Origin of the sequence: Pacificibacter marinus, assembly GCF_900109555.1 — a bacterium.
GTDB classification, from domain to species: Bacteria; Pseudomonadota; Alphaproteobacteria; order Rhodobacterales; family Rhodobacteraceae; genus Celeribacter; species Celeribacter marinus_C.
The window spans coordinates 34,700-50,897 of the sequence record NZ_FNZV01000004.1 but is presented as its reverse complement, the minus strand read 5'-3'; the positions used below and the strand labels follow the sequence as shown (position 1 = coordinate 50,897).

Below are 16,198 nucleotides of genomic sequence, written 5' to 3'. Positions count from 1 at the left end.
TTGGCAGATTTGCAAAGGATGCAAACAATGCCCAACGTTAATTGCAAAGTCGCAAACCATACAGACCCTCAACGGTGCTCCAAACTCTACAAAGCCCTGTGCAAAAACGCGCCACGATTGCGATAGACTTAGCCTTAGACGAAGCTATTGTTCACAAATGACAAAAATGCCCAAAATACGCTTTTTAGACCGTACGACACCGCCCCATATTCTCACGCTTGTTTTAATGGCTGGGATTTCGGCCATGGCGATGAACGTCTTTTTACCAGCGCTGCCTGAAATGACCGATTACTTCGGCACAAACTATAAATACATGCAGCTTTCTGTGGGTGTCTTTATGGGGATGAACGCTATTTTGCAGCTGATCGTCGGCCCTATGTCGGATCGGTTTGGGCGACGTCCCGTGGCACTTGCGGGGGTTCTTTTGTTCATCCTTGCATCCTATGCGGCCATGCAAACCACCACTATTCAAACCTTTCTCATCATGCGCGCTGCCCAAGCAGGCATCGTCACAGCGATGGTTTTGTCCCGTGCTGTGGTGCGCGATATATACCCCGGTGATATGGCCGCAACCATGATGGCCTATGTGACGATGGGCATGTCGCTCGTGCCCATGGTATCGCCCACATTTGGCGGTTTTTTGACCTTGGCCTTTGGCTGGCAAAGTACCTTTTGGCTTATGTTTTCATGTGGTGTAGCGCTCTTTATCTTGGTGTATTTCGATATGGGCGAAACAGCCCCTGCATCCAGCGGATCTTTTTTTCAAATGATCAAAGGCTTTCCAGACCTCTTGTCATCACAGCGTTTTATGGGATATGCCCTGTGTTCAGCTTTTGCTTCTGGCGCATTTTTCGCCTTTATAGGGGGCGCGCCGTTTGTAGGCGTTCAGATATTTCACATCTCTGAAGCAGCCCTCGGCATGGGCATCGGCGCCCCTGCCATTGGGTATTTCTTTGGGAATTTTCTATCCGCACGCTATTCAAGACGCATTGGCATGAACAACATGTGCCTGATTGGGACCCTCTTTACATTTGCGGGCATCGCCCTGTGCGCGCTTTTCATCGTCACGGGTCAAATCACTGTTTTTTGGTTCTTTACCTTGTTGATTCCACTCGGGTTTGGCAATGGTTTGACCATCCCCAATGCAGTCACAGGATCAATGTCAGTGCGCCCTAAACTCACAGGAACCGCAGCGGGGCTTGGCGGGGCGATGATGATTGGCGGCGGCGCAGCACTGTCAGCTGCCGCAGGATCTGTCATGTCCGAAGAACATGGCGCCCTGCCTTTGATTTTGATCATGATGGCCGTGTCTTTTGTCAGTATTCTTTGCATTCTATGGGTCATGCGCCGCGAGCGCGCCCTCAACGCGTAGGACATACAAACACACTTTGAGTGCCAAACAGTCGCAGGAGGCGGGCCGCAAAACGGCTTGCGCAAAATGTTTGCAAAGGCGATGCTGAACATACGCAAAAATGCAAATCGTGTGAGGCTCCATGGCACAGCAAAAACTCTACGCCGGCGCGAAACTCCGCGAAACACGCACGCGTTTGGGCTTAACCCAACGTGTTTTTGCCGAAAAGCTTGGCGTGTCACTGCCCTATCTCAACCAGATGGAAAACAACAATCGCCCTGTATCGACAGGTGTGGTTTTGGCGCTGGCGCAAGAGTTTGGGTTCGATGTGACCCAACTGTCAACAGGCGACGCGGAACGCATGGTGACGGACATGCGCGAAGCCTTGGCAGACCCTGTGTTCGCCGATGGCGCACCGCCTCTGGCAGACTTGCGATTGGCCGCCAGCAACGCCCCTGCGCTTGCCCGAGCCTTTCTCAAACTGCACAGCGCCTACAGGCAGGGCACCGAACGTCTGGCCTCTCTGGACGAAGCCCTTGGACGTGATGAAAGCCCTGCCCGCCCATCTCCATGGGAAGAGGTCCGTGACTTTTTTCACTACTGTGACAATTACATTGATTCGATAGACCGTGCGGCAGAGCATTTTGCAGCGCCAAATGGCACCGCCCGCGACGCCACGGTGGCCGCAATTGAAACACTCAAGACGTTGGGAATTCACGTGCGGTATAATTCCAGCAACGTCCGTGAATTTGACAAAGAGCGCGGGATTTTGTCGGTCTGCGCCCGCACATCGCGCGCGACGCAAAGCTTTCAAATCCTGCATCAACTGGCCCTGCTTACGCAGCATGATTTACTTGAGGCCACGCTGGATTTGGCACGGTTTCACACCGAAGACGCACGAAAAATCGCAAGGATCGGCTTGGCCAATTACTTCGCTGGGGCCGCTTTGCTGCCCTATACCGCGTTCTGGACGGCCGCGCGCGAGATGCGTCACGATTTAGAAATGCTCAGCGATCAGTTTGGGGCCTCAATCGAACAAGTCGCCCACCGCCTGTCCACCTTGCAACGTTCAGGGGCCAAGGGCATTCCGTTTTATTTTGTACGCGTCGATCAAGCAGGCACCATCACCAAAAGGCATTCATCAACTCGGTTGCAATTTGCGCGCTATGGCGGCGCATGCCCGCTGTGGAATGTGCATCAAGCCTTTGAAACACCCGGACGATTTATTCGCCAACTGGCCGAAACGCCGGATGGGGTGCGATACCTATCGATTGCCCGCGACGTGTCAAAATCTGGCGGCTCATTCCATGCGCCCGTGCGCCGTTATGCGATTGGGTTGGGCTGCGAGATCAATCATGCCGCTGATTTGGTCTACGCCGATGATTTGGATGTGAAAAAACCAAGCGCCTATGAGCCGATCGGGATTTCGTGCCGTATTTGCGAGCGCGCGACCTGTCATCAACGCTCAGTCCCGCCACTGGAACGCGCATTAACGATTGACCCCAACAGACGTGGCACCCTGCCCTACGCGATAGAATAATCGCACAGGTTATGGAATAAAACGGCAATAGAAATTGCGCGCTGTAAGCACCACTATTCAAATTTGTAAGAAGAAAAGTGGCGCGGTTGACGGGACTCGAACCCGCGACCCCCGGCGTGACAGGCCGGTACTCTAACCAACTGAGCTACAACCGCGCATTGCCTTTCGGCTATTTCCTGCCTCACTTCGAGGCGTCCCGATGGACGAGGTAGCGTGGCGCGGTTGACGGGACTCGAACCCGCGACCCCCGGCGTGACAGGCCGGTACTCTAACCAACTGAGCTACAACCGCTCGCTACCATTCAGTCGTTTCCTTCTGAACGTTGGGGCGTTCTATGGCCGCACGGCTTGCGCGTCAAGCGCCATATGCACGAAATGTGAGTTCGCTGGCAAAAAAAATTACGCCGGCAAAGCGGATGTCATAAATCACCCCCAAAACACACAATAGAGGCTTGAATTCGACTTGGCGTCTTTAGTCTAACGCAAGAGAATTGTGAGGTGTGAGGCGTAGAATGCTGGCTTGGTACACCCTAGCCCAGCTCAATATCATGTCGCGTCGATGACAGGTAAACCTGTCGGATGTATCTTGATATTGATTTGAAATGGTGGGTCGTGAGAGGCTCGAACTCCCGACATCTTCGGTGTAAACGAAGCGCTCTACCAACTGAGCTAACGACCCGGTGCAGGCGATTTAGCGGATGCTGACAGTGGGTACAAGAGGCTTTATGCGATTTTTGTGAACTTCTTTGTTCAAGACCAATATCAAATGCAGAGACTTACCCAAATCGCATGGAGAGATAGAAAATTTCAACTGCGCGCGGCACGCCATCCAGCGGCCCGTGCCTCAGCTTCGGAACAAAACCAATGTTCCCCTTTGTTAGTGTTGATGCGGGTGCCATCATACCAACGCGACCCTGGAACATGAAACAAGCGGCCAGATTGGGAAATATTGCCCTTGATTGCACACCCCTTGACTGGCGCGACACCCCTTGAAGCCTGTTGGCTTTGCTGCCCCGCACGTTTATCTGCGCGATAGTCAGACGGTGTTTGAACGCCAGAGCGCCACATTCCCGTTGCCAAACGACGCGCTTGGGCTTCATCGGCGATATAATCGGTTGAGTATTTGGCATAAGCAAAGGCCGCGCCTTTTGCGACCATTGCAGCATTGATGTCGATTTGGTACACATAACAAGCAGCCACAATGCGGCTATAGCGATCAATGTCTTTTTGCACACAGTTCACCGTTTCAGATGCCAGTCGTTCCAGCGCAGCCTTAGACCACTGACCGCAACTCCAGACTGCTCCATGCGTATCTGTGCAGGTCTGTGAGACCTCTGGCGCATCAATGCCGTGCAGTCGAATGCGCACAGCGCCAAGTGCCAATGTATCGCCATCAATCACACGCGCCTGCCCTGTAAAATGCGGCGCATCATTGTCTATACTGCTTTTGGAGACTTGACGTGCCTGCACCGCCTCAACGCCGCCAGAGCGCACGTTTGGAAAAGCCACACTGAGCCCCAGCACGGCTGAGAAAGCCGCAACATATTGTATAATACCCCACTTCACGCCTCATCATACGGGGTAAAACAAGAACATACACAAGGGGCACGTCACCTTACGGTTAACGTGCCCACAAGTAATTGAACCAGACAGTTCCGGCAGTGCGTTTAAGCTGCCGCAGTTAGCATTTGGTACAGTTCATCTTTCAATGCCATACGGCTTTTGCGAAGCTCAGCTTGTGCCAAATCATCCATAGGCTCGACATCAGTTTCTGCACGATGCACTTGGCGATTCAATGCGTGGTATTCTTCCAGCAAACGCGCAAAATGCGTATCTGACATTTTCATCGCAGATATTTTATCGGCAAGCTCGGGAAAGTCGGCTGACAATTCATGTGGTGTATTGGACATAGTGCGTCTCCTATCTATGCGTTTCCTTAGCTTGAGTGTGTTTGATTTCACGAACCATGGCTTTGACACGGATCAACAGATTGCGTCTTTTAAGATGCTATTTTTGCACGACGCTTGGCGCGCATCTCGCGCATGGTGATATAAGTCACAGACCCCATGATCATCGCTCCGCCAAGCATGACAAACCCGTCAAAGCCTTCGCCAAACAAAGCAGCCCCAAGTATCATCGCCCAGACCAACTGCAAGAAAGACACCGGTTGAACGATAGATTGCGGCGCGCAAGCAAACGCCCGCGTCATGCAATAATGGGCCACAGTGGCGAAAAAAGCGGTCAAAAAGATCAAAAGCACCTGCATTGATGTGGGCGTTTGCCAAACCGCGATCGCGAAAGGTGCCAAGATCAATGGCACAACAGTCGACAGCGCAAACACCACGACCGTAGCAGGCACCCGTTTGGACATGGCATTGGCGCAAAGATAACTACCCGCAAAGGCGACTGCGGCGAAAATCATCGCAACATGCCCCGGATCAATAGGGCGCAGACCGGGGCGCAAAATCACCAAACCACCAATCACGGCCAACCCAAGCGCAAGGATCCGTGGCAGCGCTATTTTTTCATTGAAAAAGACCACAGCCCCAAGGGTCACATAGACGGGATTCATAAAATTCATCGCGGTCACTTCGGCCATAGGAATGCGCGTCATCGCATAGAACCAAAGCCCCATAGCAACCGCATGAACCACACCACGCCCAAGCGACAACCAAACGATTGCCCGCGTCAGCCGCACGCGGCGCACGGCCCCTAGCATTGGAATCAAGAACACCAACCCCAATAAGAATCGCATGAAAGCGACCTGCGCGATGGGAAGCCCTGTACCGATGATTTTAACGGTGACATTGACCAAAACGAAACAAATGGTCGTCACTACCATCCACAAAACGCCTGCTAATGGTTTAGAAATCGATGTGTCTGTCATTTTGAACTCTTTACAGCCTCTCGCCGTATCTCACGCCGAAAAAACCAATGTGGCAGCGATGGCCCACATGATGAAGCAAATCAAAACATCAAGGCAGCGCCAAGCAATCTCTTTTGCAAAGATCGGCGCCAAAAAGCGAGCACCATATCCCAGCGTCGCAAAGAATGAAACCGATGCCAAAACCGCACCAAGTGCAAAAGACCCGCGTGTGGACCCAAATTCTGTTGAAATCGCCCCGAGCAACACCACGGTGTCCAAATAAACATGCGGGTTCAGCCATGTCAGAATTAAGCATGTCATGATAGCGGCAAAGACCGATTGGGCTTTATCGCCTTCGCCAGACAGAGTTTGCCCCCCGCGTATGGCAGAGCGCAAAGCAAGCCCTCCATAGACGATCAAAAATACAGCCCCGCCCCAGCGCATGACAGGCAAAAATGCTGGCATAATCGTGGTGATCCAAGCCGAAGCAAAAATGCCCGTGCAAATCAAAATGGCATCCGACAAAGCGCACACCAGCACGACGGGCAAAACATGCGTTCGTCGCAATCCTTGCCGCAAAACAAAGGCATTTTGCGATCCGATTGCCACGATCAATGACAGCCCAGTCAGCGCGCCCGTTATGGCCGTTGCAAGTGAAAATCCATCAAACATTCTTGTCCTTACAACTCAGCACAGAGTGCATCAAGATTTTGCAAAACATGGCTAACGCTCAAAACACACATAACTCTCACGCCATGAAAAAAGCCCCGCCTAACTTGGCGGAGCTCATATCAGTTTGGTGCAAGCCAAGTTTCGGTTTTGGCCTGCAGCACCATGTGACTATTCGTCTGAAAATTGCGCCATAACGTCATCTGAGGCTTCAAAGTTTGTGGTGACAGTTTGCACGTCATCATCATCTTCCAAAGCATCGACAAGCTTCATCAACTTTTCCAGACCATCCAGATCAAGTTCTGTCTGAATATTTGGCAGCCAAATCAATTTGGTACTTTCAGATTCACCGAGCTCAGCTTCCAAAGCAGTGGAAACTTCGTTGAGATCTGTATCCAAACACGTGATCTGATGTCCGTCTTCTGTGGTTTCGCAATCTTCTGCGCCCGCCTCGATGGCGGCCATCATCACGGTGTCAGCATCGCCAACTTCAAGCGTGTATGAGATCGACCCTTTGCGGTCGAACATGAACCCAACAGACCCTGTTTCACCCAAGTTACCGCCGTTTTTGGAAAACGTAGACCGTACAGTAGATGCGGTGCGATTGCGGTTGTCTGTCATCGTTTCCACAATCACAGCCACACCATTGGGACCGTAGCCTTCGTAGCGAATTTCGTCGTAGTTTTCCGCATCGCCGCCGATGGCTTTTTTGATCGCGCGATCAATCACATCTTTTGGCACAGAGACTGATTTCGCCTCTTTCACAGCCATGCGCAAACGCGGGTTTTTATCTGGATCGGGATCGCCCATTTTCGCCGCAACGGTGATTTCCTTGGCGAGTTTGGAAAAGAGTTTCGAACGCAATTTATCCTGACGACCTTTACGGTGTTGGATATTTGCCCATTTTGAGTGGCCTGCCATGAGGAGCCTTTCGCAACTAGAATTTCAGCTTTGCCCACGTATAGGCGATGCGGGCCTGTGCCTGCAAGGCCAGCCAATCGAATGAACGCGCCAAACCAACCAGTTGCTAAATTAAAGTGGCCACAAAAATGGAATAACCGCCGATGACAAAAGCCCGATGGAAATATTAAGCGGGATACCGACCTTCATATAATCAGTGAACTTATACCCCCCCGGCCCATAAACCATCGTGTTGGTTTGATAGCCAATCGGCGTGGCAAAAGATGCAGATGCAGCGACCATCACAGCCACAACAAGTCCACGTGGATCAAGCCCCATTTGATGCCCAAGCGCGATGGCAATCGGAGTGACCACAACAGCCACAGCATTGTTGGACACAAGTTCGGTTAAAACGGATGTCATCAAATAGATTGACCAGATCACAAAGAAGATCGGCAATCCATCAAGCAACGGCGCGATCCACCCCACGATCATAGCAACAGCGCCAGAAGCCTGCAGCGATGCTCCGACAGCCAGCATCGAAAAAATCAAAGTCAGCAGTCGGGTGTCAACAAAGGAAAAGGCTTCTTCGGCGTCAATACAGCGCGTGACCAGAACCACCGCGACGGAAACGACAGACAGCATCAAAATCGGCGCGACGCCAAAGGCGGCTAAAATCACGATGGAAAACATCGCGATCAGCGCAATCGGTGCATGTGATCTGTGATACGCGCGCTCGGTCGGCTTTGACACGTCGCCCATATCCATATCCGCAGCAAGGCGTTGAATGTCGGCAGGCGCGCCCTCAATCAGCAATGTGTCACCGACCCGCACGACCAAATCATTGATCTTTTGGCCCAAGTTTTGGTTGCGTCGATGAACAGCCAAAACATAAATCCCGTACCGCCGCCGCAGACGCATGGACACCAGTGAACGGCCAACCATTTTGCATCCGGGCGTGATCAGCGTTTCCACGGTCGTCGTTTCGACTGCCGACACTTGGTTCACACGTTTGAGAGACTTATCCCGCTGAAGACTTAAGAGCTCGGATATTTGCGACCGCAACACGATGCGATCCCCAACCTCAAGCGCGACGCTTTCAAGGGCATGGCGCAGTGACGTGTCGCCGCGCACCACATCGATCAACCGCACACCTTCGCGCTTGAACAGTTGAACATCCAAAACTTCGCGCCCGATCAAGTTGCTGTCAGGAGGCACAATCGCTTCGGTGAAAAACTTCATTTTGCCCCGTGAGCCGCTCAGCATATTGGCCAAGCTGTCCCGTTCAGGCAGCAGATGCCTACCGATGAAATACAAATAGGCCATCCCCCAAACGACAATGATCGCCCCAAGAATTGAGACCTCAAAAATCGAAAAAGGTTCCATGCCTTGGGCACGCGCCACACCATCAACCAAGAGGTTTGTCGAGGTCCCGATCAACGTCATCGTGCCCCCCATGATCGCGGCATAGGACAACGGGATCAAAAGCTTAGACGCCGAAATACCAATCTTTGAACTGAGCTGAACAAAGACAGGAATCATCACGACCACGACGGGGGTGTTGGCCACGAATGCGGACAAGACGACAACCACAGCCAAGAGCATTCCAATGGACAACGACGGGTGCTTTTCGGCTGAACGCCCCGCAAGGCGCGTGAACCATTCAAGCCCACCGGTGCGCACCAAAGCGCCCATCACGATAAACATCGCGGCAATGGTCCAAGGCGCGGGGTTTGCCAGAACAGCCAGGCCAGCATCATAGGGCAAAATCCCCAAGACCATCATCAAAGCGGCTCCTGTTAAGGCGACCACTTCAGTCGGGAAAACCTCGCGCACAAACAGCACGAACATGAACCCGACCACCACCAAAGACACAATTGCTTGTGTCATCGGTTCAAAATGAAAAATCTCCATGCCACCTCAACGACTTGATAAAGACTGCGCGTATAATGGACGCGGAGACACGCCCTCCACAAGCTGCAAAATGCATGTAGAGGGTTCAAAGTCATCTTTGAGGTTTCATTGTGCGAAAACAATGCCGTGCGATTAAGGCTGACTTTGTTCCAAACGGCCGCCATGGCGGATTTGTTTGACCCGTGTGGCAAGGCCCGTGCGGTCATCTGTTTCCACGTAAACGCCAGACAGGGTTGCTTCACCTTTTGCAGGTTCAAACCGCCCCTTTGACATGCCTGTGATAAAGCGACGCAGCGGTTCTGCTTTGTCCATACCAATCACAGAATTATAGTCGCCGCACATGCCAGCGTCGGTCAAATAGGCCGTGCCAGCGGGCAAAATTTGTGCATCTCCGGTACAAACATGGGTGTGCGTGCCGACAACGACTGACGCCTTGCCATCGCAAAAATGCCCCATCGCCATTTTTTCAGATGTGGCTTCGCAATGTACATCAATCAACGCAGCTTGGATTTGTCCGCCCAGTTTGTGACGATTGAACACATCGTCTAATGCAGAAAATGGGTCATCAAAGGCGCGCTTCATGAACACTTGCCCCAAAACCTGCGCCACCAAAATGCGACGACCGCGCGCGTCTTCAAAGATGCGCACGCCACGTCCCGGCGCCGTTTTGGCAAAGTTAATCGGGCGAATGATCCGCGTCTCAGTTTCGCAAAACTGCATCATGTCTTTTTGATCAAACGCGTGATCGCCGAGGGTCAAACAATCAATGCCAGCTTCAAGCAAAAGCTTGGCGTGGTCCGCAGACAAGCCCATGCCATTGGTGCAGTTTTCACCGTTCACCACAACAAAATCGAGCTTCCAGTCTTGACGCAAACTGGGCAGCCGTTGGATCACCGCATCGCGCCCTGCGCGACCGACGATATCGCCGAGAAATAGAATTTTCATGCGACTGGCTTATCCGCCCTTGGCGTGCAAATGCAAGCCCCGCACGCCCCCAAATGAGCGCGTAAGTTACCTAGAGCGTGAAAACTTCGGCTTCGGTCACAATAGCATCCAAAGGCACGTCAAACTGTGTCACTGGAAAATCAGACATTTCCTGCCCGCTATAAGCGAATCCAACTGCAAACACGTCTTGGGTCTCACGTAATTTGGCCAAAGTGCGATCATAAAATCCGCCACCATACCCAAGCCGATGCCCCGCACGATTGAAGGCCACAAGCGGCACAATCAACACATCAGGGACGACTGGCTTTGACACTTTCGGCACCTGAGCCCCATATGCTCCGGCGACCATCTGGGCCTTTGGGGTCCATGTATCAAACCGAAGCGGAGTTGCCTTTGCCTCGACCACAGGCACAGCAACAGGGCCTTGTTTCGATAAAAAATGCATCGCAGGCAGAGGGTCAATTTCGGATTTAATCGGCATATATCCAGCAATAACTTTGCCGAAATAGGGGGTTAAAAATCCAGTCAACAAAGCGCCAGCTTGTGCGGCACGCTCTTGGTCGCGTAGATGCGCAATGCCCCGTTGTTCAAGCGCGCGCTTGCGGGCAATGGCTTTTAAATCAACACTCACATCTACCAAATCAACGCCCCTGACATTTTAGTCCCGAAATTTCGGCTCACAATATTTTACAATAAAAATGTAGCGGCAAGCCCCAAGAACGCGAAAAATCCCACAATGTCGGTCACAGTGGTCACGAATGCGCCAGACGCCAAAGCGGGATCGACGCCGATCCGTTCCAACACAACAGGCACGCCAATGCCTGCCAACCCAGCGACGACCAAATTGATTACCATAGCGGTAGAAATCACCAAGCCAAGCGCCGGAGAGCCGAACCAAATCATGCCAACGGCGCCCATGATCACGGCAAAAATCAAACCATTAACCAACCCCACAAGCACCTCGCGCCGGATCACCCGCCACACGTTTGCACCGGTCAAATCGCGTGTGGCAATCGCGCGCACAGCCACGGTAAGCGCCTGCGTACCCGCGTTACCCCCCATGGATGCCACGATGGGCATCAAAACAGCCAAAGCCACCAGTGCTGTAATTGTGGCCTCAAATTGGGCGATAACCAACGACGCCATGATCGCCGTCATCAAGTTCACCGCCAACCAAGGCAGGCGTTGCTTTACGGTCTCAGACACGCGGTCAGACAAAGTTCCATCGCCAACACCCGCAAGGCGCATGATGTCTTCTTCGTGTTCTTCATCAAGCACATTCATCGCGTCATCGATGGTGATCACACCGATCACACGGCCGTCGTCATCGACCACAGGCGCGGAAATCATATGGTATTGGTTGAACGCATAAGCGACGTCAGATTCGCTTTCATCGACGCGAAAAGTCCGAAATCCCGGTTCCAAAATATCGCGCAACAACTGGGAACGCGGCGCGCCCAAAATCTTGCCAAGTGTCACGTGACCGATGGGATGCATCAGTGGATTTGTAATCACCATGTGGTAGAAATCTTCGGGTAGACCTTCGGTTTCGCGCATAAAATCAATTGCTTCACCTACATTCCAGTGCTCAGGCCCCATCACCACTTCGCGCTGCATCAAACGGCCCGCGGAAAATTCAGGGTAGGACAAAGACTGTTCGACAACGACACGGTCAGCATCTTCGAGCGAGGCCAAGATCGCTTCTTTCGCGTCATCTTCGAGATCTTCAATCAGATCAACAACATCGTCAGATTCGAGATCACGCACAGCCTCGGCCAAAACTTCGGGCCGCATAAGCGCGATAACTTCTTCGCGGATACCGTCATCCACCTCGGACAGGATTTCACCGTCCAGCTCGCGCCCGTAAAGTTCGACAAGCCTGCGCCGATCAAAGGCGTTGACCTGCTCCAAAAGGTCGGCGATGTCAGCCGCGTGCAGCGGTTCCATCAAGTCGATCAGTTTAGCTTGGTCCTGCGTTTCTACGGCAAAGAGAATCGCAGAGATAACCCTAGGACTTAAGACATAACCATCTTCGTCCTGCGTTTCGTTCTGTTCTTGCTGTGCGAATTCTTCAACCATACTGTGCTCACGGACCTTAAGTTGCCTCTTTTGCAAACACTACGGCACCAAGAGATCAAGAAACAGGGGCTAGATCGATTTACCTTCGAAATTCCTCGTTCTAGGTTAGCGTAATATTTTTTTGGAGTTTGCCATGTCACGCCCTCTCGGATCAAAAGTCACGCAAGACAGCATCATATCGGGTCAGATTGTCACGTATCATGGCGATCCATTTACCTTGCCTGCCGAACAAGCCGTGACAGCACAAAAAAGCGCCATTTTGATTAAAAATGGACTGATTGCGCAAATTGCCCCGCTCAGCACCCTGCGCCGCACCGCGCCGCACGCCACCGTACACGATCATGGGGACGCGTTGATCAGCCCCGGCTTTATTGACGCTCATGCACATTATCCGCAAACGGGCATCATCGCCTCTTGGGGCAAACGATTAATTGACTGGCTGAACACCTACACATTCCCCGAAGAACAGCGTTTTGCAGATACCGCCTATGCCCGCGAGATTGCAAACTTGTATCTGGATTTTTTGCTGTCTCATGGCACCACAACGGTTGCGTCCTTTTGCACGATTCATCCTGAATCTGTGGATGCGCTGTTTAAAGCCGCTCAAACGCGCGGAATGCGCATTGTTGCAGGCAAAACCTGTATGGACCGAGACACAGCCCCCCAGGGTCTGCGTGACACAGCACAAACTGCTTATGACCAGTCCAAAGCTTTGTTGAACAAATGGCACGGTAAAGGCCGCGCAACATATGCCATCACGCCGCGATTTTCGCCCACCTCAACCCCTGAGCAACTCGAAGCGCTTGGTGCGCTTTGGGCCGAAAACCCAAGCTGTTTAATGCAAACTCATCTAAGCGAACAGACCGATGAAATCGCATGGGTAAAGTCATTTTATCCCAACGCGCGCGATTATCTGGACACCTATGAAACATATGGATTGATTGGCAAAGGCGCTTTGTTTGGCCATGCTATTCACTTGGAGCCACGCGAAATTGCGCGCCTGCAAGACACTGGCAGCTCGCTCATACATTGCCCAACCTCAAACACATTTATTGGATCAGGCTTGTTCAATATGGCGGCACGTAAAGCAGATGGTTTACGCGTTGGTTTGGCTACGGACACTGGCGGTGGGTCCAGTTTTTCAATGTTGCGGACCATGGCAGCGAGCTATGAAATAGGTCAGCTGACAGGCACAGCATTGCACCCAGCGCAGTTGTTGTGGTTGGCCACAAAAGGGTCCGCCGAGGCACTGCATATGGGCGCACAGATCGGCAGCATTGCGGTCGGGATGGAAGCGGATTTGACAGTCATTGATTTGGCATCCACACCTGAAATCGCGCAGCGTAGCGCAAGAGCCCAAACCATTTGGGAATCCGTATTTCCCACCATCATGATGGGCGATGATCGTGCTATTTCAAAAACCTATGTGATGGGCATCCCTGTGGCGTAATCGCTTGTGTGTCGCTATTTCACGTGACCACGTTGCACACGCGTCAAAAACGATAGCCAAACACTATGACACACAACATCGATCTAGCGCCCCATAAGGCCCTGTACCAACATTGATTGCTGATCCAGAACCCGCCTTATATCCAGCGTCGCAAGCCAGCCGTCTTTGATGATCTGATTGCCCTCGACAAAGAGATGCTTGACCTGCGTTGGACCTGCCAAAAGCAGCGCAGCAGGATCCCAACTGCCCGAAGATTCAATGTCAGAGACATCCCAAAGGGCAATATCGGCCCGCATACCCACAGCGATTTGTCCAACATCATCACGACCCAGCACTTGCGCCCCGCCGCGCGTCGCGATCTCCAGGGCCTCACGTGGACTCATTTTGTCAGCCCCGTTCATCACACGTTGCAACAACATGGCTTGGCGCGCCTCTGACACCAGATTACCGGCATCGTTGGACGCTGATCCATCGACCCCAAGCCCCACATTGACCCCGGCATCCCGCATCGCGCGCACAGGAGCGATGCCAGACCCAAGACGACAATTTGAACATGGGCAATGAGCCACACCTGTGCCTGTTTGGGCAAATAATTCGATTTCGGACACATCCAGTTTGACACAATGCGCGTGCCACACATCAGGGCCCACCCAGCCCAAATCTTGGGCGTATTGCCCCGGACGACAGCCGAACTTTTCTAAGGAATAGGCCACATCTTCATCGTTTTCGGCCAAATGCGTATGCATCATCACGCCTTTATCGCGCGCTAAAAGTGCCGCGTTGCGCATCAAATCTCGGCTGACGGAAAAGGGCGAACATGGCGCAACACCAATGCGGATCATCGCACCGGGATTTGGGTCATGAAATGCATCAATCACGCGGATGCAATCATCTAGAATATCGTCTTCGCGCTCGACCAAACTGTCAGGCGGCAAACCTCCATCGCTTTCACCAATACTCATCGCGCCACGTGTGGCATGCAGGCGAATGCCGACTTGTTTGGCGGCATCAATGGTGTCTTCTAACCGCGATCCATTGGGGTAAAGGTACAAATGATCTGAGGTCAGTGAGCATCCCGAAAAGGCCAATTCCGCCAGTCCCACCATGGCAGAGGTGCGCATGTGATCCGGCGTGAACTGCGCCCAAATCGGGTAAAGTTGCTGCAACCAACCAAAAAGCAAAGCGTTTTGCGCCTCGGGCACAGCGCGTGTCAGCGTCTGAAACAAATGGTGGTGCGTGTTCACCAAACCAGGTGTCACAACGCAGCCACGCCCATCGATGATTTGCGCATCGTCATCATACAAAAGCGTACCGACAGCTTCGATCACGCCATTGCGGACCAAAATATCACCGCCTTTGATCTCGCGCCGTGCGTCATCCATCGTCACAACGACATCTGCGCCACGAATAATGAAACAAGGATGCATTTTAAGCCCTTTCAGATCGTAAAGTTATAGCGCCTCACATCGTTGGTGACTGGCCTTGTTGATTGCCCGGCCCTGTTGGTGACGGACCTTTAAAAGACAGGTCAGTGATCGCCAAGCAATGCCAAAGCTTCGTCCAGCAGAGCTTTTGATCCTGCGGCTATAATGCGCCCGCCTTTTTGCGCTGAATTACCCTGCCAATCGGTGACCACGCCACCGGCAGCTTCGATCACGCCGATGGGACCCAAAACGTCATAGGGCTGCAAACCAGCTTCGATCACCAAATCGATTTGCCCTGCAGCCAAAAGCGCGTAGGCATAACAATCCATCCCGTATCGCGTCAATTTACACTTGGATGCAACGGCCTCAAAACCTTTGCGGTCTTGCGGCGTGCCGACTTCTGGGAAGGTCGTGAAAATGATTGCATCGCTCAACGCAACGCCGCGCCGTGCCGCCAAAGGCCTGTCTCCATGCGGCCCTGTCAGCTCTGCTATCCCAAAGCCGCCAAAGAATCTTTCGCCAATATAAGGTTGATCGATCACACCGACATGCACCCGTGTCTCGTCACGGCAAGCGATCAAAACACCCCATGTGGGCGTGCCAGAAATAAATCCACGCGTCCCATCAATAGGATCAAGCACCCAAGTCAAACCCGAAGTGCCCTTGGTCGGGCCAAATTCTTCGCCGTGAATGGCATCATCAGGACGCATTTTGGCAATAACCGCGCGCATGGCTTGTTCTGCCCCCCGATCCGCAACTGTGACGGGATCAAACCCTGCTTCCAGTTTGGATTCGGTGTTTAGAGATGTGCCACGAAAATAGCTGAGCGTTATCTCGCGTGCGACATCTGCTGCAGCATTGGCTGTTGCGATGATGTCTTGCTGCTGGTGTGCATCAATGTTTGCCTGTGTCATTTTAGATCACGCCCCTTGCGTTCGGCCTGCGCGGGATCGACATCTGGCGCCGGAATGAGCAGCGATGCGGCGACGCGCCCACGCTTATCTCTTGCGGTAAAGTGTCAGGTGATCTGCGTCAAGACGCTTGGGACAAACAAAGACTGA

Annotated in this window: 14 protein-coding genes and 3 tRNA genes; 3 read left to right on the top strand and 14 right to left on the bottom strand. The window is 52.6% G+C overall.

Annotation, left to right across the window (positions count from 1 at the left end; translation table 11 throughout):
* Positions 1–166: 166 nt before the first annotated feature.
* Positions 167–1,372 (top strand): multidrug effflux MFS transporter, encoded by a 1,206-nt coding sequence (locus BM025_RS06745; RefSeq protein ID WP_306455984.1) that lies wholly within the window; start codon positions 167–169, stop codon positions 1,370–1,372.
* Between the two features lie 121 nt (positions 1,373–1,493).
* A complete protein-coding gene (locus tag BM025_RS06740; RefSeq protein ID WP_085849152.1) occupies positions 1,494–2,891 on the top strand; it encodes a helix-turn-helix domain-containing protein in 1,398 nt (465 codons plus the stop codon).
* A gap of 78 nt (positions 2,892–2,969) precedes the next feature.
* Here the strand turns inward: BM025_RS06740 and BM025_RS06735 are convergent.
* The 12 genes from BM025_RS06735 to mgtE form a co-directional block, all read right to left on the bottom strand.
* Positions 2,970–3,046 (bottom strand) — tRNA-Asp (locus BM025_RS06735).
* Positions 3,047–3,105: 59 nt separating this feature from the next.
* Positions 3,106–3,182 (bottom strand) — tRNA-Asp (locus BM025_RS06730).
* Positions 3,183–3,493: 311 nt separating this feature from the next.
* Positions 3,494–3,569: transfer RNA gene (locus tag BM025_RS06725), tRNA-Val, on the bottom strand.
* Positions 3,570–3,697: 128 nt separating this feature from the next.
* Positions 3,698–4,399 (bottom strand): thermonuclease family protein, encoded by a 702-nt coding sequence (locus tag BM025_RS06720; protein ID WP_244515519.1) that lies wholly within the window; start codon positions 4,397–4,399, stop codon positions 3,698–3,700.
* 158 nt (positions 4,400–4,557) lie between these two features.
* Positions 4,558–4,800: an HP1242/YdcH family protein gene (locus tag BM025_RS06715; protein WP_085849153.1), complete on the bottom strand. Its 243-nt coding sequence runs from the start codon at positions 4,798–4,800 to the stop codon at positions 4,558–4,560.
* Between the two features lie 89 nt (positions 4,801–4,889).
* Positions 4,890–5,777 (bottom strand): DMT family transporter, encoded by an 888-nt coding sequence (locus tag BM025_RS06710; RefSeq protein WP_085849154.1) that lies wholly within the window; start codon positions 5,775–5,777, stop codon positions 4,890–4,892.
* Positions 5,778–5,807: 30 nt separating this feature from the next.
* Complete coding sequence (locus BM025_RS06705) at positions 5,808–6,428, bottom strand: LysE/ArgO family amino acid transporter (RefSeq protein WP_085849155.1); 621 nt, start codon at positions 6,426–6,428, stop codon at positions 5,808–5,810.
* A 168-nt stretch (positions 6,429–6,596) separates the two neighbouring features.
* On the bottom strand, positions 6,597–7,346 hold the full coding sequence (locus BM025_RS06700) for a YebC/PmpR family DNA-binding transcriptional regulator (RefSeq protein WP_085849156.1): 750 nt from the start codon (positions 7,344–7,346) through the stop codon (positions 6,597–6,599).
* Between the two features lie 111 nt (positions 7,347–7,457).
* Entirely contained in the window at positions 7,458–9,239 is a 1,782-nt protein-coding gene (locus BM025_RS06695; RefSeq protein ID WP_085849157.1) for an SLC13 family permease, read from the bottom strand.
* 132 nt (positions 9,240–9,371) lie between these two features.
* Positions 9,372–10,184, bottom strand: a complete 813-nt coding sequence (locus BM025_RS06690) for a TIGR00282 family metallophosphoesterase (RefSeq protein ID WP_085849158.1) — start codon at positions 10,182–10,184, stop codon at positions 9,372–9,374.
* 70 nt (positions 10,185–10,254) lie between these two features.
* Entirely contained in the window at positions 10,255–10,824 is a 570-nt protein-coding gene (locus BM025_RS06685; RefSeq protein WP_085849159.1) for a 5-formyltetrahydrofolate cyclo-ligase, read from the bottom strand.
* Positions 10,825–10,871: 47 nt separating this feature from the next.
* Positions 10,872–12,263: a magnesium transporter gene (mgtE, locus tag BM025_RS06680; protein ID WP_085849160.1), complete on the bottom strand. Its 1,392-nt coding sequence runs from the start codon at positions 12,261–12,263 to the stop codon at positions 10,872–10,874.
* A 133-nt stretch (positions 12,264–12,396) separates the two neighbouring features.
* Here mgtE and guaD point away from each other — a divergent pair, with 133 nt between their 5' ends.
* On the top strand, positions 12,397–13,713 hold the full coding sequence (gene guaD / locus BM025_RS06675) for a guanine deaminase (RefSeq protein ID WP_085849161.1): 1,317 nt from the start codon (positions 12,397–12,399) through the stop codon (positions 13,711–13,713).
* An 83-nt stretch (positions 13,714–13,796) separates the two neighbouring features.
* Here guaD and BM025_RS06670 read toward each other — a convergent pair whose 3' ends face one another.
* Entirely contained in the window at positions 13,797–15,140 is a 1,344-nt protein-coding gene (locus BM025_RS06670; protein ID WP_085849162.1) for an 8-oxoguanine deaminase, read from the bottom strand.
* Positions 15,141–15,241: 101 nt separating this feature from the next.
* Positions 15,242–16,051, bottom strand: a complete 810-nt coding sequence (locus BM025_RS06665; protein WP_085849163.1) for an inositol monophosphatase family protein — start codon at positions 16,049–16,051, stop codon at positions 15,242–15,244.
* Between the last annotated feature and the right edge of the window lie 147 nt (positions 16,052–16,198).